This is a genomic window from Streptomyces sp. NPDC031121 (assembly GCF_055570615.1).
Window position 1 is genome coordinate 68,871 of the sequence record NZ_JBVIGV010000009.1, and the last position, 24,719, is coordinate 93,589.

Annotated in this window: 20 protein-coding genes; 9 read left to right on the forward strand and 11 right to left on the reverse strand. The window is 74.9% G+C overall.

The features are described 5' to 3' along the window. Positions 1-122 precede the first annotated feature (122 nt). Positions 123-767, forward strand: a complete 645-nt coding sequence (locus ACZ462_RS18130) for a hypothetical protein (protein WP_467806519.1) — start codon at positions 123-125, stop codon at positions 765-767. A 160-nt stretch (positions 768-927) separates the two neighbouring features. After that, positions 928-2,361, forward strand: a complete 1,434-nt coding sequence (locus tag ACZ462_RS18135; protein ID WP_467806521.1) for a GH1 family beta-glucosidase — start codon at positions 928-930, stop codon at positions 2,359-2,361. Between the two features lie 103 nt (positions 2,362-2,464). On the opposite strand, the gene ACZ462_RS18140 is transcribed toward ACZ462_RS18135, so the two are convergent. After that, complete coding sequence (locus tag ACZ462_RS18140) at positions 2,465-2,701, reverse strand: chaplin (RefSeq protein WP_467806522.1); 237 nt, start codon at positions 2,699-2,701, stop codon at positions 2,465-2,467. 171 nt (positions 2,702-2,872) lie between these two features. Here ACZ462_RS18140 and ACZ462_RS18145 point away from each other — a divergent pair, with 171 nt between their 5' ends. Together ACZ462_RS18145 and ACZ462_RS18150 are read left to right on the forward strand one after the other, a co-directional pair. After that, positions 2,873-4,150, forward strand: coding sequence for a pyroglutamyl peptidase (locus tag ACZ462_RS18145; RefSeq protein WP_467806524.1), 1,278 nt, complete (start codon positions 2,873-2,875; stop codon positions 4,148-4,150). Positions 4,151-4,300: 150 nt separating this feature from the next. Beyond that, positions 4,301-6,640, forward strand: a complete 2,340-nt coding sequence (locus tag ACZ462_RS18150) for an Orn/Lys/Arg family decarboxylase (RefSeq protein ID WP_467806525.1) — start codon at positions 4,301-4,303, stop codon at positions 6,638-6,640. A gap of 45 nt (positions 6,641-6,685) precedes the next feature. Here the strand turns inward: ACZ462_RS18150 and ACZ462_RS18155 are convergent, their stop codons facing one another. The 5 genes from ACZ462_RS18155 to ACZ462_RS18175 all read right to left on the reverse strand — a co-directional run bounded on the left by ACZ462_RS18155 (position 6,686) and on the right by ACZ462_RS18175 (position 12,583). After that, a complete protein-coding gene (locus tag ACZ462_RS18155; protein ID WP_467806526.1) occupies positions 6,686-7,597 on the reverse strand; it encodes a calcium-binding protein in 912 nt (303 codons plus the stop codon). Between the two features lie 456 nt (positions 7,598-8,053). Next, positions 8,054-10,066 (reverse strand): prolyl oligopeptidase family serine peptidase, encoded by a 2,013-nt coding sequence (locus ACZ462_RS18160; protein ID WP_467806527.1) that lies wholly within the window; start codon positions 10,064-10,066, stop codon positions 8,054-8,056. 21 nt (positions 10,067-10,087) lie between these two features. Further along, complete coding sequence (locus ACZ462_RS18165; protein ID WP_467806529.1) at positions 10,088-11,563, reverse strand: glutamate synthase subunit beta; 1,476 nt, start codon at positions 11,561-11,563, stop codon at positions 10,088-10,090. 114 nt (positions 11,564-11,677) lie between these two features. After that, on the reverse strand, positions 11,678-11,929 hold the full coding sequence (locus ACZ462_RS18170; protein ID WP_467806531.1) for a DUF6225 family protein: 252 nt from the start codon (positions 11,927-11,929) through the stop codon (positions 11,678-11,680). Positions 11,930-11,980: 51 nt separating this feature from the next. After that, entirely contained in the window at positions 11,981-12,583 is a 603-nt protein-coding gene (locus tag ACZ462_RS18175) for a TetR/AcrR family transcriptional regulator (protein WP_467806532.1), read from the reverse strand. Positions 12,584-12,689: 106 nt separating this feature from the next. Between ACZ462_RS18175 and ACZ462_RS18180 the strand changes: the two genes are divergently transcribed. Next, positions 12,690-14,093, forward strand: coding sequence for an amidase (locus ACZ462_RS18180; protein ID WP_467806534.1), 1,404 nt, complete (start codon positions 12,690-12,692; stop codon positions 14,091-14,093). A gap of 24 nt (positions 14,094-14,117) precedes the next feature. Here ACZ462_RS18180 and ACZ462_RS18185 read toward each other — a convergent pair whose 3' ends face one another. From ACZ462_RS18185 to ACZ462_RS18200, 4 genes are all read right to left on the reverse strand, one after another. Beyond that, complete coding sequence (locus ACZ462_RS18185; RefSeq protein ID WP_467806535.1) at positions 14,118-15,221, reverse strand: S8 family peptidase; 1,104 nt, start codon at positions 15,219-15,221, stop codon at positions 14,118-14,120. A 125-nt stretch (positions 15,222-15,346) separates the two neighbouring features. Beyond that, entirely contained in the window at positions 15,347-16,984 is a 1,638-nt protein-coding gene (locus tag ACZ462_RS18190) for an isovaleryl-CoA dehydrogenase (RefSeq protein WP_467806536.1), read from the reverse strand. Beyond that, positions 16,968-17,582, reverse strand: a complete 615-nt coding sequence (locus ACZ462_RS18195; protein WP_467806537.1) for a TetR/AcrR family transcriptional regulator — start codon at positions 17,580-17,582, stop codon at positions 16,968-16,970. The genes ACZ462_RS18190 and ACZ462_RS18195 overlap by 17 nt, the downstream gene beginning before the upstream one ends. Before the next feature lie 118 nt (positions 17,583-17,700). Then, complete coding sequence (locus tag ACZ462_RS18200; protein WP_467806538.1) at positions 17,701-20,010, reverse strand: HelD family protein; 2,310 nt, start codon at positions 20,008-20,010, stop codon at positions 17,701-17,703. A gap of 237 nt (positions 20,011-20,247) precedes the next feature. Between ACZ462_RS18200 and ACZ462_RS18205 the strand changes: the two genes are divergently transcribed. The 4 genes from ACZ462_RS18205 to ACZ462_RS18220 all read left to right on the forward strand — a co-directional run bounded on the left by ACZ462_RS18205 (position 20,248) and on the right by ACZ462_RS18220 (position 23,812). Next, entirely contained in the window at positions 20,248-20,439 is a 192-nt protein-coding gene (locus tag ACZ462_RS18205; RefSeq protein WP_467806540.1) for a hypothetical protein, read from the forward strand. A 123-nt stretch (positions 20,440-20,562) separates the two neighbouring features. Beyond that, the gene (locus tag ACZ462_RS18210; RefSeq protein WP_467806542.1) at positions 20,563-21,180 is read left to right on the forward strand and encodes a DUF6328 family protein; all 618 of its coding nucleotides are present in this window, start codon (positions 20,563-20,565) and stop codon (positions 21,178-21,180) included. A gap of 109 nt (positions 21,181-21,289) precedes the next feature. Beyond that, the gene (locus tag ACZ462_RS18215; RefSeq protein WP_467806543.1) at positions 21,290-22,177 is read left to right on the forward strand and encodes an ATP-grasp domain-containing protein; all 888 of its coding nucleotides are present in this window, start codon (positions 21,290-21,292) and stop codon (positions 22,175-22,177) included. Between the two features lie 93 nt (positions 22,178-22,270). Further along, positions 22,271-23,812, forward strand: coding sequence for an SDR family oxidoreductase (locus ACZ462_RS18220; protein WP_467806545.1), 1,542 nt, complete (start codon positions 22,271-22,273; stop codon positions 23,810-23,812). A gap of 272 nt (positions 23,813-24,084) precedes the next feature. On the opposite strand, the gene ACZ462_RS18225 is transcribed toward ACZ462_RS18220, so the two are convergent. Continuing rightward, positions 24,085-24,342: a hypothetical protein gene (locus tag ACZ462_RS18225; RefSeq protein ID WP_467806547.1), complete on the reverse strand. Its 258-nt coding sequence runs from the start codon at positions 24,340-24,342 to the stop codon at positions 24,085-24,087. Between the last annotated feature and the right edge of the window lie 377 nt (positions 24,343-24,719).

Sequence of the window (24,719 nt, forward strand, 5' to 3'; positions counted from 1 at the left end):
GCACAGCCGTTCCCGGGCGCCGGCCCGGCGGCGGAGGGAACCGGCGGGCCGCCGGAGCAGTCCTCAGGGGTGGTTGCGATCACGCCGGCGGGGAGCCGGCGCCGACAGGAGGAACACCACACATGACGATGCACCGGCCGGGGCGCCCCGGGGACCTGCCCGCAGCGGAGGTGCTGTGGGCGCGGTGGGCGCTGGCCGCCGTCCTGCAGGCGTCGGCCGAGGACGAGGGGCTCGGCGTCCACCGCTCCGGGACGTGGGTCGACGCCGGGGGCCTGCACCTCGACGACGGCGGCTGCACCTGGTGGACGTTCGCCCCGCTGGGCGGCGGGCGCTACGCGCTGTACGGCGAGGACGAGTCGAGCGGCGTGAAGTGGCACGAGCCGCCGGTGGACATGCTCGCCGGGGCACCCGACTGGCTGCCCCGCGCCACGCTGGACGACCTGCTGGAGGGGGCGCAGCTGGGCTGTGTCTACTGGTACGAGGGCGGCGCCTGGGCCCGCGCCCCCTATCCGGAGACGCTGGAGGACGACGGCCTGGACTGCGGCGTCGGGCGGTTCACCGGCGAGGAGATCCGCGGGGAGCTGGGGGTGGCCCGCGCCGTCGGGGAGGAGCTGCTGGCCGCGGCGGAGGGCTACCGGCTCCGGCCGCAGGACCTGGAGGGGCTGGTGGAGCGGACGGAGAGCCCGCACGGGGACGGCTGGGACCTGCCGGCGATGCTGCGGGCGCTGGAGCTGTCCGGGATCGGCGGCGGTCACCCCGCGCCGTAGCCGCGGCCGCGGTCCCGGTCCGCCGGTGCGCCGGAGTTGAGAATTGTTCACCTTTCCGTTGACAGGGCCGCCCCCGGGGGCGAACAGTCGGTGCAGCACCACCCCGTGTGCCACCGCCTCAAGGACCCAGCGCACCCCCGCGACGGAGATGAGCCCCCGTATGACCGCACGCCCGCCCGGCCCCCGTCCCGCCCCGTCCGCCGACACCCGGCCCGCCCCGCTGCCGGAGTTCCCCTCCGACTTCCTGTGGGGCGTCTCGGCCTCCGCCTTCCAGGTGGAGGGGGCGACGGCGGCGGACGGCCGGGGCCCGTCCGTCTGGGACGCCTTCACGCGGCGGCCCGGCAGCATCAAGGACGGCACGCTGGCGGAGACGGCCTGCGGGCACTACGAGCGCTACCGCGAGGACGTGGCCCTGATGGCCGGACTGGGCGTCGGCGCCTACCGGTTCTCGGTCTCCTGGCCGCGGGTCCTGCCCGACGGGCACGGCCCGGTCAACCGGGCGGGGCTGGACTTCTACGACCGGCTCGTCGACGAGTTGTGCGCCCGCGGCATCGCGCCCGCCCCCACGCTGTTCCACTGGGACACCCCGCTGGCGCTGGAGGAGCGCGGCGGCTGGCTCAACCGGGACACCGCCGAGCGGTTCGCCGCGTACGCCTCGGTGGTCGCCGGGCGGCTGGCCGACCGGGTCCCGATGTGGATCACCGTCAACGAGCCCGCAGAGGTCACCCTCCTCGGCTACGGCATCGGGGAGCACGCGCCGGGCAGGCGGCTCGTCTTCGACGCCCTCCCGGCGGCCCACCACCAGTTGCTGGCCCACGGCCTCGGCGTGCAGGCGCTGCGCGCGGCCGGGGCGCAGCGGATCGGCATCGCGGCCTCGCACAGCCCCGTGTGGGCGGCGGGGGACGGCGAGGAGGACCGCGCCGCCGCCGATCTGTACGACCTGCTGGCGAACCGGATGTTCGCCGACCCGGTCCTGACGGGCGGCTACCCCGACGAGGGGCTGGCCGCGATGATGCCGGGCCCGGTCGCGGAGGACCTGCGGACGATCTCGGCGCCGCTCGACTGGTACGGCGTCAACTACTACAACCCGGTGCGGGTGGGTGCCCCGCGGCCGCCGGACGCCGGTCTCGCGGGCGGAAATTCCTACGCCGGCATCGAACTGCCGCCCGAACTGCCGTTCGCCATCGGGGAGATCGAAGGGTACGAGCGGACCGACTTCGGCTGGCCGGTCGTCCCGGACGGGCTGCGGGAGCTCCTCACCGGCATGCACCGCCGCTACGGCGACCGGCTGCCGCCGCTGTACGTCACGGAGAACGGCTGCTCGTACGGCGACGGGCCCGATCCGGTGACCGGGCGCGTGGCGGACGCGCGCCGGATCGCGTACCACGACGGCCATCTGCGGGCGCTGCACCGGGCGATGGCGGAGGGTGTCGACGTCCGCGGCTACTTCGTGTGGTCGATCCTCGACAACTTCGAGTGGGCGGAGGGCCACCGGCAGCGGTTCGGCCTCGTCCACGTCGACTACGAGACGCTGCGCCGGACGCCGAAGGACTCGTACGCCTGGTACCGCGGGGTGATCACGCGCGGCAGGTGACCAGGGGGCGGTCATGCGGCGGCACACCCGCAGGACCCCGCGGCGGGCGCCGCCGTACGGGGCGGTGCCGCCGGAGCCCGGCGGCACCCCCCACCGCACCGCGTCAGCCGTTGATGCAGACGTTCCCGATCGTCGAGTTCAGCGCACCGAGCCGGTTGGTGCTGTTGCCGCAGATGTTGATCGGAATGTGAACCGGGATCTGGACCACGTTGCCCGAGAGAACGCCCGGCGAGCCGATGGCCGCGCCGTTGGCCGTGCTGTCCGCGACGGCGGATCCGACCCCGCCGAGCGTGGCGCAGACGGCCAGACAGGCTGCCGCGGCCATGGTGCGGATCTTCATGTGGGTCTCCCATCGAGTGAGCGGGTATGCGCGGCCCATCCCATACCAATCCACCACATACTGACCTGATTCACCCGCCCGTGGGCGGTGTCCGGATCCATGGGCACGGATGTGCGGGTGGGACACGGGTGCCTGGTGGGCGGTGGCGGGCGCTATGTAATGTCACACCGCATGACGTCCTTACGGCGTGCCGCGTCCGCCGCGGCCCTCCTCGCCACCCTCGCCTCCACGGCAGTTGCCTCCCCCGCCCACGCGGACGGCTCCGCCGCGCCCTCCTGCCGCACCTCCCCCGCCGCACCGCTGGACGCCGAACAGGCCCGGCTCGCCGACCCCCGGACCTCCGCCCTCGTCGAACGCGGCGGCCTCGGCGCCTTCGTGACCCGCTTCCCCGAGGCCCTGTGCTCCGCCCGCGGCCCCGCCGAGGCCGGCCGGCTGCTCGACGCCTGGGGAACCGCCCTGTGGGAGGCGGCAGTCCACCGCGCCCAGGGCCGACGGCCCGGCGGCGACCTCGCCGCCGGCGACGACCGCCCCCTGTACTGGGCCCGCGTCGCCATGACCGCGGAACTCGCCCGCTGGGAACCGACGTTCACCGTCAACCGGGCCGCGCTGCGCAGCCGCTTCGAGGATGCCTCCCGCGGACTCGCCGACAACGGCTTCCGCTCCGGCCCCGGCGTACGGCGCGTGTTCATCAGCGGCTTCGACCCCTTCGGGCTCGACGGGGAGATACGCCGCGCCAACCCCTCCGGATCCGCCGCGCTCCGCCTGAACGGCCGCCGCATCACCCTTGCCGACGGCAGCACCGCCGAGGTCCGCGCCGTCGTACTCCCGGTCCGCTACGCCGACTTCGACGCCGGCATCGTCGAGCGCGCCTTCACACCGCGCCTGGCCGGCGGCCCCGGCTCCGCCGACACCCTCACCACGGTCAGCCAGGGCTACCCGGGCGAGTTCACCCTGGAGGACTGGGCGGGCCGCAACCGCTCCGCAGACCCGTACCCCGACAACACCCGCTCCCTGTCCGGCGGAACCCGCACGCACCCGGTGACCGCCCCCGGCCTCGGCCCCGGCCCCGAGTTCATCCGCACCCCCCTGCCCGCCGGCGCCGTCACGGCGGCCGTGCAGAGCCCGTACCCGGTCCGGCTCAACCCGTCGGTCACCGAGATACCCGCGGGTGCCACCGCCCCCGTGGACCGCGCGGACGGCCCCACCCCGGGCTCCCGGGCCGTCGCGGGCGGCGGAGGCGGCTACCTGTCCAACGAAGTGGCCTACCGCAGCAACCGGTTGCGGAGCGCCCTGCGCCCGCTCATGCCCGGCGGGCACCTGCACACCCCGGTGCTCACCGGCCTGCCCGCCGACCCGCAGGTGCTCACCGGACCCGAGTTCGAGGGCAACGAGACCGCCATCGCCGACGAGGTCCGCGCCGTCCTCGAACACGCAGCCGTACCGCGCTGAACCCGGACACCGCACGCCGCCCGTCAAGGACCGCCGCGCACGCGCCCACCTGCGGGTGAAGCACCCGCAGGCGGGCAGCGGCCGACGCCGCCGAGCCGGAAGACTGTCGCACCCGAGGCAATCGGCACCCCCCACGGAAAGCGGACGCCCATGGCGAACGGCACGGTCCTGCTGGCACTGCGTGAGAACCCCCTGGGCGGCGGCGTCAGCGCCGAGCAGATCCGCCGCATCGGCAAGGAGTTGGAGAACGAGGGCCTGGAGCTGCGGTGGGCGGCCAACGCCGCCGACGCCCGGGCCGCACTCCGCACGGAGGCGGGACTGAGCGCCGCCGTCGTCGCCTGGGACCTGCCGGACGGGGCCGGCGCCCCCGCGGATGCCGGGGGCGGCGGCGACGTACTGCGCCACATCGGCCGCCGCTTCAAGGACCTGCCCGTCTTCCTCGTCATGGCCGACGAGGCCGACCAGGACCTGGAGCGGCTGCCCCTGTGGGTCTCCGAGACCGTCGTCGGCTACATCTGGCCCCTGGAGGACACGCCGTCGTTCATCGCCGGCCGCGTGGGCACCGCCGCCCGGAACTACCACCGGGACCTGCTGCCCCCGTTCTTCAAGGCCCTGCGCCGCTTCGACGACGCGCACGAGTACTCGTGGCACACCCCGGCCCACTCCGGCGGTGTCGCCTTCCTCAAGTCCCCTGCGGGCCGGGCGTTCTTCGACTACTACGGCGAGCGCCTCTTCCGCAGCGACCTGTCGATCTCGGTCGGGGAGCTGGGGTCGCTCTTCGAGCACAACGGGCCGATCGGCGAGGCCGAGCGGAACGCCGCCCGCGTCTTCGGCGCCGACCGCACCTACTTCGTCCTCCACGGCGACTCGACGGCCGACCGCATGGTCGGCCACTACAGCGCCACCTCCGACGAGATCGCGCTCGTCGACCGCAACTGCCACAAGTCCGTGCTGCACGGTCTGGTCATCTCCGGCGCCCGCCCCGTCTACCTGGTGCCGACCCGCAACGGCTACGGGCTGGCCGGTCCCCTCCCGCCGGCCGAGACCGACCCGGCGGCGGTCGCCGCCCGCATCGCCGCGAACCCGCTCACGGCCGGGGCGCTCTCCCGGGACGCGCAGTACGCGGTGCTCACCAACTCCACGTACGACGGGCTGTGCTACGACACGGTCGCAGCCGCCCGCGCCCTCGCCCCGAGCACGCCGCGCCTCCACTTCGACGAGGCCTGGTTCGCGTACGCCCGCTTCCACCCGCTGTACGCGGGCCGGTACGGCATGGCCGTCGGCCCGGACACCTTCCCCGACACCGCCGAAGGGCCGCAGCGGCCCACGGTGTTCGCCACCCAGTCGACCCACAAGCTGCTGGCGGCGCTGTCGCAGTGCGCCATGGTGCACGTCCGGTCGGCGCCGCGGGCGCCCGTCGAACACGAGCGGTTCAACGAGGCGTTCATGATGCACGGGACGACGTCCCCGCTGTACCCGGCGATCGCCTCGCTGGACGTGGCGGCGGCGATGATGGACGGGCCGCAGGGGCGGTGGCTGGTCGACGAGGCGGTCACCGAGGCGATCCGGTTCCGGCAGGCCGTGGTGCGCACCGGGCGGCGGATCGCGGCCGCCGGCGACCGGCCCGACTGGTTCTTCGGCGTCTGGCAGCCGGACACCGTCACCGACCCGGCCACCGGCGAGCGCATGCCGTTCGCCGAGGCCCCGGCCGCGCTGCTGAGCCGCGAGCCGGGCTGCTGGCACCTGGAGCCCGGCGCCGCCTGGCACGGCTTCCGGGACCTGACCGACGGCTACTGCCTGCTCGACCCGGTCAAGGTGACCCTGACCTGCCCGGGCGTCACCGCCACCGGGAAGACGCACGAGTGGGGCATCCCGGCGCGCATCCTCACCGCGTACCTGGCCGCCCGCGGCATCGTCGTGGAGAAGACCGACAGCTACACCGCGCTGGTGCTGTTCTCCATGGGCATCACCAAGGGCAAGTGGGGCACCCTCATGGACGCCCTCATGGACTTCAAGGCCCTCCACGACGCGGACGCCCCGCTCGACCGGGTGCTGCCGGGCCTGGTCGAGCGGTTCCCGCGGCGCTACGCCGGCACCACCCTGCGCGGCCTGTGCACCCGCATGCACGAGCACCTGACGCACGCCGAGCTGATCACCGCCCTGGACACGGCCTTCCAGGAGCTGCCCGAGCCGGTCGCCCCGCCCCGCGCGTGCTACCAGCAGCTCATCCGCGGCGGCACCGAACGCGTCCGGCTGGCCGACGCCGCGAACCGGGTGGCAGCGGCCATGGTGACGGTGACCCCGCCCGGCATCCCGGTCCTGATGCCGGGCGAGTCGACCGGCCCCGAAACCGGCCCCCTGCTCCGCTACCTGCGCGCCCTGGAGTCCTTCGACCGCGCGTTCCCCGGCTTCCACAGCGAGGCCCACGGCGTGACGACCGACCCGGAAACAGGCGACTACCGGATCGAATGCCTCCGCCAACCGTCCTGACCGCCGGCCGGGGCACCTGGCGGCGGCAGCGCAGGCCGCCGGGCGCTACGGGACGTTCGTGGTGGTCTCGCAGGCGAGGGCGATGTCGGAGCCGCCCTTGCCGTCGCAGGTGTCGGTCGCCCCGTCGCCGCCGTCCATGACGTCGTTGCCGCCCGCCGCCGCGTCGGCTGCCGGGTCCGGGGCGGGGGCCGCGGGCTTCACCGGGGCGGGGGCCGCGGGCTTCGCCGGGGCGGGGCGGCCCGCGGCCGGGGACGGCGAGGCGCCGGGGCGGGAGTCGGCGCCGTCGCCGCGGCCGCGGGCGACGTGGCCCGAGAGGGCGTCGCCGATGAGGGTGTCCTGGCCGGGGCCGCCGCTGAGGACGTCGTTGCCCTCGCCGGTGGCGGTGGCCTCCGCCGAGGAGTCGCCCGTCAGCTCGTCGTCCCCGGGACCGCCGTCGAGGACGTCGTTGCCGCCGCCGGAGGCGTTGATGCCGCCGCGGCTGTCGCCGATGATGGCGTCGTTGCCGTCGCCGCCGAACACCATGTCGTTGCCGCCGCCCGAGGCGCTGCCGCCGAACGCGATGCTGTCGCCGCCGAGCCGGTCGTCGCCCGGGCCGCCGAAGATGACGTCGTTGCCGCCGCCGTCCACGTCCGCCCGGGTGCCGATCAGGTCGCCGCGTACGAGGTCGGAGCCCTCCCCGCCGTCCAGCTGGTCGTTGCCGAGGCCGCCGGCCAGGGTGTCGTCGCCGGCGAGGCCGCAGATCAGGTCGTTGCCGCCGAGCCCGTCGATGGTGTCCGCCGCGGCCGACCCGACGATGACGTCGTCGCCCTCCGTCCCGGTGATCTTCCCGGTCCCGGTGATCGTCGCGGTGCGGCCGAAGCAGGTCGCCTCCTCGGCCGCGTCCGCGGCGACCGCCGGGAGCCCGAGGGAGAGCAGCGCGGCTGCCGCCAGGATCATGGGGGATGTGCGGACGGGCATACGGACCTCCGGTGGTCGCGTGGAAAGCCAACGTCGAACGCCTGTGGACCATAGGTACGCAATGCGGCCGATGCAACGAATGGTCCGGATGTCCGGGCGGATTCCCTTCGATTGGCCCCGCCGTGGTGCTTCCGCCCCCCTGGGCGGGCGCGACTGCGGCGGGAAGGGCGGCCCCCGCCGCCGCCGCGCGTCCTCGCCGGTCTCCGAGTCGTACGTCACCAGCGAGGGCAGCAGGGCGGCGAGGGCCGCGACGGCGGCCAGGCACAGCAGCCCGCCGCCCCAGAAAACCGGCCGGGTGCCGGTCCAGCCGGCCGCGCGGGCCGTTGGAGCCCCGCCAGGGCGGAGACCCCGGCGGCGACGGCGTACAGCGGCCACAGCAGCGGCTCGGGCAGCAGGGCGTTGCTCGCAGCCGTTCGTCGTGGGTGACGCCCCGGTGCCCCGGCGAAGGGTTTTCGGTCAGGGTGCGGCGGTGTCCCCCAGGTGCTGCCACAGGAAGGTGAAGGCGAGCGCCTCGTTCGCGGCGGCCTGCTCGTTGTCGGAGGCGCCGCCGTGGCCGCCGCCGGTGTTCTCGTGGAAGAGGACCCGGTGGCCGAGTTCGCGGAGCCGGGCGGCGGCCTTGCGGGCGTGCCCGGGGTGGACGCGGTCGTCGCGGGTCGAGGTCATGAGCAGCACCGGCGGGTAGGGGCGGTCCGCGGCGAGGTGGTGGTACGGGGAGATCGCCTCCAGGTGGGGGCGGTCGGCGGGGTCGTCCGGGTCGCCGTACTCGGCGGTCCAGGACGCGCCGGCGAGCAGCCGGTGGTAGCGGAGCATGTCCAGCAGCGGGACGCGGGCGACGACGGCGCCGAACAGCTCGGGGTGGCGGACGAGCATGGCGCCCATGAGGAGGCCGCCGTTGCTGGCGCCGGTGATGCCGAGCCGGCTCGGGGTGGTGATGCCGCGGGCGGTGAGGTCGGCGGCGACGGCCGCGAAGTCCTCGAAGGCCCGTACCCGGTCGGCGCCGAGGGCGGCGCGGTGCCAGTCGGGCCCGTACTCGGAGCCGCCGCGGATGTTGGCGACGGCGTAGGTGCCGCCGCGGGCGAGCCAGGCACGCCCGGTGAGGGCGTCGTAGCCGGGCGTCTGCTGGTCGCGGAAGCCGCCGTACCCGTAGAGCAGGGCTGGCCCGGGCCTGTCGTACTCGGCGGGGCCGACGACGAAGTACGGCACGGCGGTGCCGTCCGCGGACCGGGCGAAGAACTGCCGTACGGCCAGGCCGGCCGTCTCGAAGCGGGCGGGGGCCTGCTTGAGCACGTCCGAGTCGGCGCCGATGTGCCCGCGGGTGAGGGTGGACGGCTGGAGGAAGCCGGACACGTCGAGGAAGTACTCGTCGGAGGTGTACGGGTCGGTGTCGGTGATCGAGGCCGACGACAGCGGCGGCACCTCGGCGAGCGGCCGCCGGCTCCACCCGCCGGGCCCCGGGGTGAGGACCTCCAGCCGGGTGGCGACGTCCGCGAGGGTGTCCAGCACGAGGTGGCGTCGGGTCCAGGAGTGCCCGGCGAGGGCGGTCCGCCCGTCGGGCGCGAACAGCACCTGGGGCGTGCGGTCGCCGGCCAGGAAGTCGTCGAAGTCGAAGACGAGCAGCGACCCGGCAGGCTGCCCCAGCCACGGGCTCCGGGGGGTGACGACGAGCCACTCCCGCCATACGTACTTCCCGGCGTCGTCGGGTACGTCGATCCGTACGAGCCGCTCTCCGTCGACCAGGTGGACCTCGTACCGGAAGAAGTCGTGGTAGCGGGAGACGAAGGACCGCTCGAAGCCGGGCGTCGGGTCGTGCCAGCCGGAGGCGGACACGTCACCGGCCTCGGCCTCGAAGACGGTCTGCGCGTCCTCCAGCGGGGTGCCGCGGCGCCAGCGCCGGACGGTGCGCGGGTATCCGGACGCGGTCAGGGAGCCGGGGCCGAGGTCGGTGCCGACGAAGACGGTGTCCTCGTCGATCCAGGCGATCCGGGTCTTCGCCTCGGCGACCCGGAACCCTCCTTCGACGAACTCCCGCCGCTCCAGGTCGAATTCGCGCACCTCGACGGCGTCCGAACCGTCGCGGGAGAGCATCACCAGGGCTCGCCGGTACTCGGGGTGGCGCACGGACGCGCCGGCCCAGACCCATTCCTCGCCTTCGGCCGCGGCGAGCGCGTCGATGTCGAGGAGGGTCTCCCAGGCCGGTTCGTCCTTGCGGTACTGCTCCAACGTGGTGCGCCGCCACACGCCTTTGGCCCGGTCGGCGTCACGCCAGAAGTTGTACAGGTGCTCCCCGCGGCGGCGGGTGTAGGGGATGCGCTCCGCATCGTCGAGCACATCCCGCAGTTCGGCTCGCAGGGCGTCGAACCGGGGGTCGGCGGCGAGCGCGGCGGCGGTCTCGGCGTTCCGCTCGGCGACCCACGCCAGCGCGGCCTCGCCTTCCACGTCTTCCAGCCACAGAAAGGGGTCTCCAGTCACCCGATGATTGTGCCGTGCCGGTCAGGCGGTCAGGGGCCGGTCGTCGGCGCGCACCGGCGAGGGCAACTCGGTCCGCCCGGCCAGCGCGCGGTCCACGGCGGCGGCCGCAGCACGCCCCTCGGCGATCGCCCACACCACGAGGGACTGCCCGCGCCCGGCGTCACCGGCGACGAACACCCCGTCAGCGCCCGGTGCCGCGAACCCGGCGTCGCGGGCGAAGTTGCCGCGCCCGTCCCGGACCAGGCCCAGCTGCCCTTCCAGCCCGCATCCGCGCTCGGGCCCCGAGAAGCCGAGGGCCAGCAGGACCAGCTCGGCCTCGACGACCTGCCCTGTGCCGGGCACGGGGCTGCGGTCCTGCGGCTCCACGCGGGTCAGGTGCAGGGCGCGTACGCGTCCGGCGGCGTCGCCCTCGAGCCGCAGGGTGGCCAGGGCGAAGAGCCGGGGGTCGGACCCCTGCCGCCCCCGGGCCTCCTCGTGCGCGTGCGAGATCCGGTACACCTTCGGGTACACCGGCCAGGGCTCGTGGCCGGCCCGCCCGCTTCCGGGCTCGGGGTTGATGTCGATCTGCACGACCGACACGGCTCCCTGGCGCAGGGCGGTGCCGACGCAGTCGGATCCGGTGTCCCCGCCGCCCACGACGACGACGCGCCGCCCTCGGGCCGTGATCCACGGCTCCGCGGCATCGCCCTCGCCCACCCGGTTGGCGCTCACCAGGTAGTCCATCGCCTGGTGGACGCCCGCCAGCGCCCTCCCGCCGACGTCCAGCTCGCGCGGCTGCCCGGCCCCGACGGCGACGACGACGGCGTCGTGGCGGCGGCGCAGTTCCACCGCGTCCACGGCGCCGCCCACGTCGGCCCCGGCGCGGAAGACGGTGCCCTCGTCCCGCATCTGCGCGATCCGCCGCTCCAGGTGCGACTTCTCCATCTTGAACGCGGGGATGCCGTACCGCAGGAGCCCGCCGAGCCGGTCGTCGCGCTCGTAGACGACGACGGTGTGGCCGACCCGCGTCAGCTGCTGCGCCGCGGCGAGCCCGGCGGGCCCGGAACCGATCACCGCGACGGTCCGCCCGCTGTGCCGGCCGGGCGGGGCCGCGGCGACATGCCCGCTCTCCCAGGCGTGGTCGGCGATGGCCTGCTCGACGTTCTTGATGGTCACCGGGGCGTTCTCCAGGGCGAGCACGCACGCGTCCTCGCAGGGAGCCGGGCAGAGGCGCCCGGTGAACTCGGGAAAGTTGTTCGTGGCGTGGAGCCGCTCCGAGGCCGCCCGCCAGTCCCCGCGGGCGGCGTACGCGTTCCACTCGGGGATCAGGTTCCCCAGCGGGCAGGCACCGTGGCAGAACGGCACCCCGCAGTCCATGCACCGGTTGGCCTGGGCGGACACCAGGGGCAGCAGCGCCTGCCCCGCGTACACCTCGCGCCAGTCCCCCAGCCGCTCGCCGGCGGGCCGTGGCGGAACGGGGCTGCGGGGGGTATGCAGGAATCCGTGCGGGTCGGTCATGCGCCGCCTCCCCGGGTGCGCGGGCGGGCGTTCAGACCAGGCTACGTCGCCGGGCCCGGCTCTTCCCGTCGGAGGCGGCGCGCGGGCCCGCGGCGGGGCCCGCTTCCGGGGTTCTCAGTCCAGATCGAGGTGGTAGACACCGGCCAGGGCATCGGCGAAGAGGGTGAACTGCACGCACGCCTCCCCGTCGATCTCCAGTTCCACGGGCTCGGCGGCCACCAGGACGTGGTCGCCGTAGCTGTCGAAATCACCGGGGCTGTCCGCGACGCCGATGTGGATCGGGGTCTCGTCGGGAAGAGCGGCAAGCGCCTCGCGCAGCCGTCCGGCGGTCCATACCTGCGGGTTGTGATCGAACGTCTCAGCCATGCGGGAGACAGTAGGGCCAGCCGGGGCCCCCCGCGGTGGCGCCGCGCCGCTTCAGCGCGCGCCACCGACCGCCGGACGGCGCTCCCACAGCCCCGCCACGTGTCCGTGCAGCACGTCCTGGGCTTCGCCGGGCGTGAGGTGCCCGACCAGCACGTGCACGGTGAGCCCGTCGGCCAGGGCCAGCAGCGCCCGTGCCTCACGCTCGGGGTCGGCGCCGGGAGCCGCCTCGGCGACGAGCCGGGCGAAGGACCCGCACCACTCCGCATAGCCGGCCCGCACCACACGGGCCAGCGGCTCCGTCACCACGGCCTGCGCGAGGAACGCGAGCCACACGCGGGCCTCGGCCCGGTGCTCCTCCCGCAACAACGCGACCTCGGCGGCGGCATGCCCGAGCGCCGTGGCCGCCGACTGGGCCGGGCTGCGCACCACGCTCGCCCGTACCCGCTCGCCGATGCGGTCGCCGACGTGGCGGAGCGCGAAGAGCAGCATCTCGTCCTTGGTCCGGAAGCACCGCTGCACCGCCCCCATCGAGACCCCTGCCCGAGTGGCGACATCGCGCAGCGTCACGCCTTCCAGTCCGCTCTCGTCGGCGAGGCGGCACACGGCTTCCGCGATGAGCCGGCGCCGGCTCTCGTGATCGATCTGTCGGGGCACGACGCCCTCCCTCCACCAGCCGCCCACCTTATTCGATACGACCGCATCGCTACATGCCCTAAGGTTCCGATACAACCGCATCACTTGACGGACGGAAGGAAGACCCATGCAGCAGGCCCTGTGGCAACGGTCGGCCGCGGCCCAGGCGGAGGCCGTACGCAAGGGCGAGGTCTCGGCCGCGGAACTCCTGCAGATCCACCTGGACCGCATCTCCGCAACCAACCCGCGCTTCAACGCGATCACCCAGCTCACCACCGAGCGGGCCCGCGCGGACGCGGCCCGCATCGACGCCCGCCGTGCGGCCGGCGAGGACCTGGGGCCGCTCGCGGGCGTACCGTTCACGGTCAAGGAGACAACCCCCCTGGCCGGCGCGGCGACCACACTCGGGGTGCCCCGCTTCCGCGGCATGATCGCCGAAACCGACGCACCGCCGGTGGCGCGCCTCCGCGCGGCCGGCGCCATCCCGCTCGGCCACTCCAACCTCCCCACCCTGGTCCTGGCCGGCATGCACACCCGCAGCGAGCTGTACGGGGACACGGTCAACCCGTGGGATCCGGCCCGCACCCCGGGCGGCAGCAGCGGCGGCGACGCGGTGGCGGTCGCCACCGGCATGGCCGCCCTCGGCCTGGGCAACGACTCGGGCGGCTCGCTCCGCATCCCCGCCCAGTTCTGCGGGGTCGCGGCGCTCAAGCCGACGCCCGGCCGCTTCCCGGCGGACCACCGCGTACTCGGCCCCGCCGACCCCGGCCCGGCCTCCCAGATGCTGGTGACCGACGGTCCGCTGGCCCGCCGGGTGGGCGATCTGCGGCTCGCCTTCGAGGCCCTCGCGGGCACCGACCCGCGCGATCCGCGAGCCGTCCCGGCGCCCCTGCGCGGCGAGCCCCTCCGCCGCCCCCTCCGCGTCGCGGTGGTCGCGGACCCGGGCGGGCACGGCGTCCACCCCGACGTCCGCGCGGCCGTGGACGCCGCGGCCAGCGCCCTCGCCGACGCCGGCCACGCCGTCACCGAGGTCCCGGACGTGCCCCGGCTCGAAGAGGCCCTCGACGCCTACAACCGCATCACCCTGGCCGAGTTCGCCCCGGCCTGGCCGGCGGTGAGCGCCCTCCTCGGCGAGGAGGGCAGCCGCTACATCAGGTTCGCGATGGACCGCACGCCGCCCGCCACGGCCGAGGACCTGATCGGGCTCATGGGCACCTGGCTGGGCATCCGCCGCTCCTGGGCGCAGTTCCTGGACACCTGGCCGCTCCTGCTGGGCCCGTCGTTCACGGAACCGCCCGTCGAACCGGGCCTGGAGTCACGGGACCCCGCCGGCCGGGACCGCGTCGCCTCGGCGATGCGCCTCTGCACGGCGACGAGCTTCGCGGGCGTCCCCGCGGTCGCCGTTCCCACGGGCCTGGCCGACGGCCTCCCCCAGGGCGTGCAGATCATCGGCCGGCCCTTCCGCGAGGACCTGTGCCTGGACGCCGCCCAGACGATCGAGGACCGCCTGGGCACCCTCACCCCCGCCTGACGCCGCGGGACCCACGAGCCCGGGTCAGAGGCCCCCTGTGTGCAGCAGCCGGTTCGGGGTTCCGGCGGGCACGTCGCCGAGTGCGGCGGGCACCGTCCGGCCGAGGATCGCCGCGCGGACCTGGGCGGGGGTGGCGGACGGGTGGGTGGCGAGGTGGAGGGCGACCGCGCCGGTGGCGTGGGGGGCGGCCCACGAGGTCGCCGGGGCGTCGGCGGTGGTGGTTCCCGCGCCGGCGAGCGCGGAGGTGATCTCGGCGCCCGGCGCGTACAGGTCCACGCAGGACCCGTGGCCGGAGCCGTGTGCGGACCCGTCGGTCCAGTGCCGGTCGCCGCGCGTGGACGCGGCGACGACGATCGCGCCGCGCGCCCCGGCCGGGGAGTGGGCGCAGGCGTCGTCGGCGAAGTTGCCGGCCGACACGACCACCGGAATCCCCGAGGCGATCAGGCGCTCGACCGCGGCGTCCAGGGCCGGAGACCTCTCCTTGAGGTTGAGCGACATGTTGGCCACGGCGGGGCGGCGCGCGTGGGCCGCGACCCACTCCACGGCCCTGATGACGGCCGCGTCGGCAGACGGGCCGGCAGACGGGCCCGCGTCCTTGCGGGCCCCGGGGCCGCTGCCCTCCTCGCAGGCGATGGCCTGCACGCGGACGACCTCCGCGCCGGGGGCGACACCGTGCGTCCGGCCCGCGATGATGCCGGCGACGAACGTGCCGTGGCCGAGGCCGCCGCCGTCGAAGCAGTCCCCGGCATCGGGGTCGCCGACGAAGTCGGCGCCGAGGACGGCCCGCCCGCCGAATTCGGGGTGCTTCAGATCGAGCCCCGTGTCCAGCACGTAGACGCGGACCCCGCTGCCGTCGGTGCCCGCCGCGAACCGGCCGTCGAGGGGGCCGGTGCGCTGGTCGAGCCGGTCGAGGTGCCAGGGCACCCCGGTACGGACGGCCGGCGTCCCCGCCGGCAGCGGTACCGATGTCGGCGACGGCGGCACCGGCGACCCCGGCGGAGCAGCGGAGGAGGAGACGGAGGGCGACACGGTCGGCTCCTCCTCCGGCGAGCAGGCCGCGAGACCCATCACTCCCGCCGCCACCGCCGCGGCCACCCTCAGTGCCGCCCCGCCGCGCCTGCGTCCCATGCCGGTCCCCTGTCGCCGCCGCTGCCGCCTTGCCGCCGTCGGCGGTGGAGACGTACGGGTGCCCTCCTCCGGTTGCGGTTCCGGCGGACGGCCGCCGCGGCCTTCGGCACCCGGACCGCTCGGGATCAGACGGCGCTCTCCGTCCGCGCCCGCGCCAGCACCGCCTCGACGTCCACGCCGGTCGGCAGGGTCCCGTAGGCCCCTCCGTGCTCGCCGCCCAGCCGGGAGGCGCAGAACGCGTCGGCCACGGCGCCCGGGGCGTGGCGCTGGAGGAGCGCGGCCTGGAACACGAGCGCCATGGTCTCGGTGAGCTGCCGGGCCCGGTACTCGGCTTCGGCGGGGTCGGCGAGCTGCTTGTGCAGTCCGGCGACGGCAGCGTCCAGGTGCCGGTCCGCGCCGGCCGCCCGCCCGACCTCGGCGAAGAAGGCCTCGACGGTCTCCGGCTGCCGGGCCATCGCCCGCAGCGAGTCCAGCGCCGCGACGTTCCCCGAGCCCTCCCAGATGGAGGACAGCGGCGCCTCGCGGTAGAGGCGCGGCATGCCGGAGTCCTCGATGTAGCCGTTGCCGCCCAGGCATTCCAGCGCTTCGGCCGCGTGGCCGGGGGCCCGCTTGCACACCCAGTACTTGGTGACGGCCAGGGCGATCCGGCGCAGTACCGCCTCGTCCGAGTCCCCGCGGGCGACCCGGTCCGTGGCGCCGGCCAGCCGCAGCGCGGCCGCGGTGGCGGCTTCCGATTCGAGCGCCAGGTCGGCGAGGACGTTCCGCATGAGCGGCTGGTCGATCAGCGCCTTGCCGAAGGCCCGCCGGTGGGTGGCGTGGTGGACGGCCCGGACGGTGCCGAGGCGCAGGCCGGCAGCGCCGCCGAGGACGCAGTCGAGCCGGGTGGTGTTGACCATCTCGATGATGGTGGCGACCCCGCGCCCCTCCTCCCCGACCAGCCACCCGAAGGCGTCCTCGTACTCGATCTCCGCCGACGCGTTGGACCGGTTGCCCAGCTTGTCCTTGAGCCGCTGGAGCAGAAGCCGGTTGCGGCTGCCGTCGGGCAGTACGCGCGGCAGCAGGAAGCAGGACAGCCCGCCCGGGGCCTGCGCCAGCGTCAGGAACACGTCGGACATGGGGGCGGACGTGAACCACTTGTGCCCGGTGAGCCGGTACGTGCCGTCCCCGGCCGGGACGGCCGTCGTGGTGTTGGCACGCACGTCGGAGCCGCCCTGCTTCTCCGTCATCGACATCCCGGCGATCAGCCCGGCCTTGGTGTCGGGCCGGCGCAGCCCGAAGTCGTACGTGCGCGAGCCGAGCAGCGGCTCCAGCCAGGAGGCGAGACCGGGCGTGGTGCGGAGCGCCGGGACGGCGGCGTACGTCATCGAGACGGGGCAGGTGTGCCCGGCCTCGACCTGCCCCCACACGATGAACTTGGCGGCGCGCGCGACGTGCGCGCCGGGGCGGTCCTCGGTCCAGGGTGCCGCGTGCAGCCCGTGGGAGACGGCGGTGCGCATCAGCTCGTGCCAGTACGGGTGGAACTCGACCTCGTCGATGCGGTGGCCGCAGCGGTCGTGGGTGCGCAGCACGGGCGGGTTCTCGTTGGCCAGGCGCCCCCACTCGCCGGCCTGTTCGGATCCGGCGAGCACGCCGAGGCGGTGGAGCTCGGGCACTGCCCAGTCCGCACCCTCCCGGGCGACGGCCTCCAGCAGGGCCGGGTCGGCGGCCGCGTCGTAGCCGTGGTGGGGCGGGACCTGGTTGGTGACCTCATGCGTCCGGGGCATCGTGTCCTCCAAGGGCACGCTGGGTGAAGGTGACGAGGGCGGGCACGACGTCGCCGGGGGCCGCGTCCCCGTCGGCGAGCGGCCCGACGAGCGCCTCGGCTATCGCGCCGACGAGGGCGGCGGCCGTCAGGTCGGGGTTCTGCGGGGGGAGTTCGCCGGCCGCGACCCCGTCGGCGATGCGGTCGGCGAACACGTCCCGGAACGCCCGGCGGAAGACCAGGCGCTCCGTCTCGACGGCCTGGTCGGCGGGTTCGGCGAGCAGGGCGAAGGCCCGTCGCGGTGCCTGGAGCGCGCGGCCGGCGAATGTCTCGGCGGCGGCGGCGACCCGCTGGGCGGCGGTGCCGGGGCGGTCCGCCGCCGCGGCCACGGCCTCGACCTCGCGGGCGACCAGGGTGCGGAAGAGGGCGGCGGCGAGTTCGGACTTGCCGGAGAACGCCTGGTAGACGCTGCCGGTGGAGATGCCCGCCTCGGCTGCGATGGCGGCGACGGAGCAGCCGGCGTACCCCTCGCGGGACAGCAGGAGGACGGCGGCTTCCAGGACGCGGTCGCGACGGGCGTCGAGGCGGGCCTGCACGGCAGGGGGGCGGCGGTACGGCACGTGAAGGATTGAAGCACCGATTCACTGCTTCACACCAGAGGGGCGCACCGACACCCGTCCGCCGTTACACCGCGCCGGATGGGCGGCGGCCGCGGCCCCCGCCCATCCCCTTCTGCGCCTACTCCGCCACGCCCTCCAGGGCCTCCGCCAGCCCCTCGGGCAGCCGCCCTCCGTGGATCACGCCGAGGCTCTGCGTGGCGCGCGTGAGGGCGACGTACAGGTCGCTCGGTGCGAAGTCGGCGGGCTCCACGACCACGACCGAGTCGAACTCCAAGCCCTTGGCCTGCCGCGGCTCCAGCAGCACCACCCTGCGGGTGAGGTCGGGCTCCGCCCCGGCCCGCACCCCGGGCACCCGGTCCGCGATGGCCGCGTGCAGGGCCCGCGGGGCGATCACCGCGAGCCGGCCCTCGACCGGCGTACCCCGCCGCACGGCGTCCGCGACCTCCGCGGCGAGGCCGGCAGGCCCCCCGCCGCCCGCGAGGCGCAGCCAGGGGCGGCGCCCGGTGGACCGCACCGACCGCGGCGGCTCGAATCCGGGGTGGCGGGCCCGCAGCACGGCAGCGGCGACGTCCATGATCTCGGCCGGCGTGCGGTAGTTGACGCCGAGCCGGACCAGCTCCCAGCGGTCGCCCACGTACGGCTTCAGGACCTCCGCCCACGAGCCGCACCCGGCCTCCTCGGCGGTCTGCGCGGGGTCGCCGACGAGGGTCATGGAGCGGGTCGGACAGCGGCGCATCAGCAGCCGCCACGCCATCGCGGACAGCTCCTGCGCCTCGTCCACGATGACGTGCCCGAAGGCCCACGTACGGTCGGCCGCGGCCCGTTCGGCGGTGCTGCGGTGGTCGGCCTCCTCGTGCCGCTCGGCCATCCGCTCGGCGTCGATGATGTCGTGGGCGGCGAGGTACTCGTTCTCCATGTCCTCGAACTCGTACGACTCCGAGCCGGCCGACAGGTCCAGGACACCCTGCGCGTACTCGATCCGCTCCTGCCGGGCGCGCTCCTGCGCGGCGCGCCGGGCGCTGTCGTCGACGCCGAGGAGTTCGGCGGCCTCGTCGAGGAGCGGGATGTCGGCGGGCGTCCAGTCGCCGGGACCGGAGTCGGGCCGGCGGATCAGCGCGGCCTCCTCCTCCGGCAGGTGGGCCGGATCGGCGAGGAAGTCGGCGACGAGGCGGTCCGGGGTGAGCGGCGGCCACAGCAGGTCGATCGCGGCGTGCACGTCGGCACTGGTGGCGATCTCCTTGCCGAGCTGGGCGATGTCGTCGGCGCCGAGCAGGTTGGGGCCGCCGAAGGGGTCGGCGCCGAGCCGGTCGGCGAGCTGCGCGGTCAGGGAGTCGATGACGGAGAACGCGAAGTAGGGGCGGGCCAGGTTGTGCGGCAGGCCGGTGGCCCGCGCGCGGTCCCGGGCCGCGTGCGCCATGGTCCGGTCGAGCAGCAGGGTGCCGTATGCGTCGTGGTCGATCTCCAGGGCCGGCTCGGGGACGAGGTCGTTGTCCTCGCCGCTCCCGGCGGGCAGCGCGTCGGGGAGGGTCTGCCGGTCGGCGACGGCGCGGGCGAGGACGTCGGCCATCCCGGCGCGGCCCTTGATCTCGGCGGCGGCCGGGCTGTCGGTGCCTGCCGCCTCCACCCCGGGGAAGAGTTCGCCGATGGTGGCGAGGAGCACGCCGGTCTCGCCCAGGGCGGGGAGCACCTCGCCGATGTAGCCGAGGAAGGCGGGGTTCGGGCCGACGATCAGGACGCCGCGCTTGGCGAGCAACTCGCGGCGGGCGTACAGCAGGTAGGCGGCGCGGTGCAGGGCGACGGCCGTCTTGCCGGTGCCGGGGCCGCCCTCGACGACCAGGACGCCCTGGTGGGGGGAGCGGATGATGCGGTCCTGCTCGGCCTGGATGGTCTCGACGATGTCGTGCATGCGGCCGGTGCGGGCCGCGTCGAGCGCGGCGAGCAGCACGGCGTCGGCGTCCGCGCCTTCGAGGCCGGTGCGCTCGGGGTCGGCGAGGTCGAGGATCTCGTCGTGCAGGGCGGTGACCTCGCGGTCGTGTGTGGTGATGTGCCGGCGGCGGCGCAGGCCCATCGGGTGGTGGCCGGTGGCGAGGTAGAAGGGGCGGGCGACGTCGGCACGCCAGTCCAGGACGAGGGGCGTGCGGTCGGCGTCGTCCTGCCGGATGCCGATACGGCCGATGTGGTGGTCGCGGCCGTCGGAGAACTCGAGCCGGCCGAAGCAGAGGCCGTTCTCCCCGGAGTTCAGGGCGGAAAGCAGCCCGGACTGCTCCGCGACGAGGACGTCGCGCTCCAGACGTGCCTGGAAACCGTTGCCCGCACCTTTGGCGAGGGCCTCACGCACGGCACGTTCGGCCTGGTCACGCAGGTCGTCGAGGCGCGCGTAGAGCCCGTCGACGAATTGCTGCTCATTACGGAATTCCGCGGTTGACAATTCCACTCCCGACCCGATATAGTGTCCTCGTGAGGCTGCTCCGCGCCCGCTCTCGAAAAGCAGACGCGAAGAATCCAATATACCGCTCCCCTTCCCTCGGAAGCAGAATCGCTCCGGGGTTTTTCCATTTTCCCCCGCGGACCGCCGCGGGTCACCCGTACGGCCCATTCGTCGAGGCCTTGTGGGCGATGCCCTGGTGTGGTGGACGTAGAGCAGTCCACCCGACGGGGAGGCCCCATGTACGAGATGCACCTCGGCGAGGCGACCAGCGGGCCCGGCCCGGTCTGGCACGTCGTCGCCCGCGACCGGTCCGCCACCCTCTGCGGAAGCCCCCTCCTGCCGGCCGGCAGGAGCGACACGGACCGCCACTGCCTGCCCTGCATGTCGGCCTTCCACGCCGTCATGACCGGGGAGGCCCCCCGCGGCTGACCGGCCCGCGGGCCGAACAGGGGTTTGACCGGCCGGCGACCGGTCATACGCATCCACGTCCTCCACTTCCGGGCGGACGGGAGCCACCCGTCCGGACCGGACGGGATGCCCGAGGGAGCCAGCATGCCGGACGACGACACCGCCACCCGCCGACAGGACGAGGACCAGAACCACGACAGGGACCCTGCCCACGCCGACGACCGCGACCCCGACTCCGCCTCCGCCGACGGCAAGTACCGCGGCAACGGACGCAACGAGACCCGCCAGGAACGGGCGGACCGCCAGTGGCAGGAACTGGTCCAGGAGATCAGGGTCGTCCAGACCGGCGTCCAGATCCTCTTCGGCTTCCTGCTGACCGTCGCGTTCACCGCGCACTTCCAGCAGCTGGACGAGCCCGACCGGACGATCTACGTCATCACCGTCGTCCTGGGCTCTCTCGCGACCGGCGCGCTCATAGGCCCGGTCGCCTTCCACCGGATCGTCACGGGCCGCAGGATCAAGCCCGAGGCGGTGATGTGGGCCTCCCGGCTCACGATGGTGGGCATCGTCCTCCTGCTCGCGACCCTCGTGTCCGCGCTCTCCCTCATCCTGCGCGTCACCACCGGCGACGACATCGTCCCCTGGCTGGTCGCCGGCGTCCTGACCTGGTACCTGCTGTGCTGGTTCGCCCTGCCGATGTGGGTACGCGGCCGCCACACCAACGGCAGACGCGACCCGGCAAGCGGCAAGCGCTCCCGATAGCCGGGAAAACCGCATGGGCGGGAGATCCACCGTGTGGCACAGTGGCCGGTCGTTGCCGCGGCCACGGGCGCGGCAACGGAACCGACACCCCACCGCGGAGGACACGCACATGACCGGCACGACCAGGGTGGCCGTCGCCACCTCGGCCCTGGGACTGGCCCACGACTCGGACCTTCCCGTGCTGCTGGAGGCGCTGCGCGCCCGCGGCCTGGAAGCCGAGGCGGCGGACTGGAACGACCCCGACCGCGACTGGTCGCGCTACTCCGCCGTGGCCATCAGGTCGACGTGGGACTACGCCCTCCAGCGGCCCCGGTTCCTCGCCTGGGCCGACGCCGTCGAGGCCGCCACCCTGCTGGACAACCCCGCCGGCGTGGTCCGGTGGAACACGGACAAGCGCTACCTGCACGACCTCGCCGACCAGGGCATCCCCGTCGTCCCCACCCGGTTCGCCGCCCCCGGCGAGGACGTACCGCTGCCCGGGGACGGCCACTTCGTCGTCAAGCCGTCCGTCTCGGCCGGCGCGCAGGACACCGCCCGCTACGCCCCCCACCAGCGCGACCTGGCCGCCGCGCACGCGGCCGCCCTGCACGCATCCGGGCGCACCGCCATGGTGCAGCCCTACCTCTCCCGGATCGACGAGGGCGAGCGGGCGCTGGTCTTCCTCGGCGGCGAGTTCAGCCACGCGATACGCAAGGGGCCGGTCCTCACCGAGACCGGTCTCGACAACACCCGCGCCCCCCACCCCGGCCTGGCCCCGCACCAGCCCTCACCGGCCGAACGGGAACTCGCCCGCGCTGCCCTGGCGGCCGTGCCCGCCGACCGCCCGCTGCTCTACGCGCGCGTCGACATCGCCACGGCCGACGACGGCCGCCCGGTCGTCATGGAGCTGGAACTCGTCGAGCCGGACCTCTTCCTGGGGCACTCCGCCGACGGCCCCGACCGCCTGGCGGGCCTCCTCCACGAGCGCGCCGCATCCGGGGTCCGGCCCCGCACCTGAGCGGCGGAAATGCGGTGACGGCACTCACGGCCGTCCTGCATGATGGGCGGCCGAACCCTTGCGTCGCCCACCCGTTCGAGTGAGGACATCCCGGTGCAGTCAGCAGTCCCGGTCACCCGCACCCCCGGTACACCGCCGGACGGTGATCTTGTCGAAACATGTCTCGAACTGCTGCACCGGGCCCGTCGGCTGCCGGTGGACGACGCGGGGCGCCACCTGCTGGAGAAGGCCGCGGCGGCGTTCGTCCGCGACGGCCGGCACCGGCGCCGCGCGGCGGACCGCGCCGCCCGGGCGGCGGCCGACGCGCACCTGCTGGCCGCCACCGCGACGGGCGCCGCGGACCGCACGATGGACGCCCCCCTGTCGGCGGACACCGCCACCGGCCAGGCCCTGACCGTCGGCGCGGACATAGGCCGGCAGCCGCAGCCGGGCACGGAGGCGGCGCCGCCGAAGACGGCCGGCGGCGGGGAGCCGCCCCGGCTGCTGCACCGCCCTCAGCGCTGCTACGTGTGCAAGGACCACTACCGCCAGGTCCACCACTTCTACCACCGGCTCTGCCCCGGGTGCGCCGAGGACAACCTCGCCCGGCGCACGGCCCGCACCGACCTGGCGGGCCGGCGCGCCCTGCTGACGGGCGGACGCGTGAAGATCGGCTTCCAGGCGGCGCTGATGCTCCTGCGCGACGGCGCCGAGCTGACGGTGACGACCCGGTTCCCCCGCGATGCCGTACGCCGCTTCGCCGCGGCGCCCGGCGCGGCCGACTGGTGGCACCGGCTGGAGATCGCCGCGCTGGACCTGCGCGACCCCCGGCAGGTCCTCGCCTTCACGGGGCGCCTGCTGGCGCAGGGCCGGCCGCTGGACATCCTGGTCAACAACGCCGCCCAGACGCTGCGCCGCTCCCCGCAGGCCTACAGCGCCCTGGCCGCCGCCGAGGGCGCCGCCGCCGACCCGTCGCTCCCCGCGGCGCGGGTCTGGACCGCCCCGGGCTTCCTCGCGCCCGGCCACCGCGCCGAGCCCCTGACGTGGACGAAGGAACTGCTGGCCGGCGCGGGGGCTCCCCGCGCCGGAATGGCCGATGCCCCCGTCCGGCCGACGAACGCCCCGCAGCCGCCCGCCGACGTCGATGAAGCGGGCCTGCTGACGGAGACGGCCGCCGCCAACTCCTGGACCCTGCGCCTGGGGGACGTCGACCCGGTGGAGATGCTGGAGGTGCAACTGGTCAACAACATCGCGCCGTTCCTCCTCGCCGACCGCCTGCTGCCGCTGCTGGAAGCCTCCCCGCACCCGCACCGCTACCTGGTCAACGTCTCGGCGGTGGAAGGCCAGTTCACCGTCCGCAACAAGACCGGCGACCACCCGCACACCAACATGGCCAAGGCGGCGCTGAACATGCTCACCCGCACCAGCGCCGCGGACCTCGCCGCCCGCGGCATCCACGCCTGCAGCGTCGACACCGGCTGGGTGACCGACGAAAAGCCGCTGCCCGCGCGGGAGCGGCACGCCGCCACCGGATGGCGCCCGCCGCTGGACGTCGTCGACGGCGCGGCCCGCGTCTACCACCCCATCGTGCAGGGCCAGGCGGGCGCCCCGCTCCACGGGGTGCTCCTGAAGGACTACCGGCACGTCCCGTGGTGACCCCTCGGGCCGGCGACGCGGCGCCGGCCCAGGCCTTATAGCAGCCCGAGCGGCACCGACAGGGATTTTCCTGCGAAATTCACCCGTTCGCCCCGGGCCGTCTCGGCCTCCACCGCGTCGCGGGTAAGTTCGTTGACCGTGACGGATTCCGGGGACCACGACTTACCCCTTCCCGAGCGCCTCGACAGGGCGCGGCCCAGCCACCGCAGCGCGACGACCCTGCGGGGCACTTCTGCACGCCCCCGCCCGGAGCGGAGGGCGGGACCGCCGCGTCAGGACGCGTTGAGCACGGAACCGCACACCGCGCACGACGGAACCCGGGCCGCCGCGACGGCAGTTCCGTCGGCCCCTTCACGCGGCGTGTGCACGGCGTCCACGTGCAGGGACAGCACATGCTCGAAGTGCTGTTGGCGTTGCAGCTCACGGCGGTCCGCGGGGTGCAGCCGGCCCACTCCCCCCGACGACCACGTGGTGAGGCCCGTTCCCAGCACGGCACACACCAGCACACTCCACAAGAACACGTCTGCCACGACGGCTGCCTTCCTCGACTGAACTTCAGGCGACCGGAGCGACCCGGCACCACCTCGACATAACGCGACGGCATATGCGGGGTTGCGCCCTGTCATCCGATTGCCAGCCCGGCTCCATGCCGCACGACCCCCGGCGGACGCTGCGGCCTGGGCAGAAGGGCGCGACCGGCCGTCACCCGGGCAAGGGGCGCACGCTCACCTCTGCGCGCCGCGCCGTGTGGCGCATGCGCTTCCTCGTCGTTCCCGCCTCCTCGCACCACAAGTCACACACGTCACTCGTGTTCCCCGAGGGGTGTGGCCGTGCCTGGCGCGGCGTCGGCCGAACGTGCAGCACAGAGGGGGTGCGGCAGGCCCGGCAGGCCCCTGCCCACCCGGTG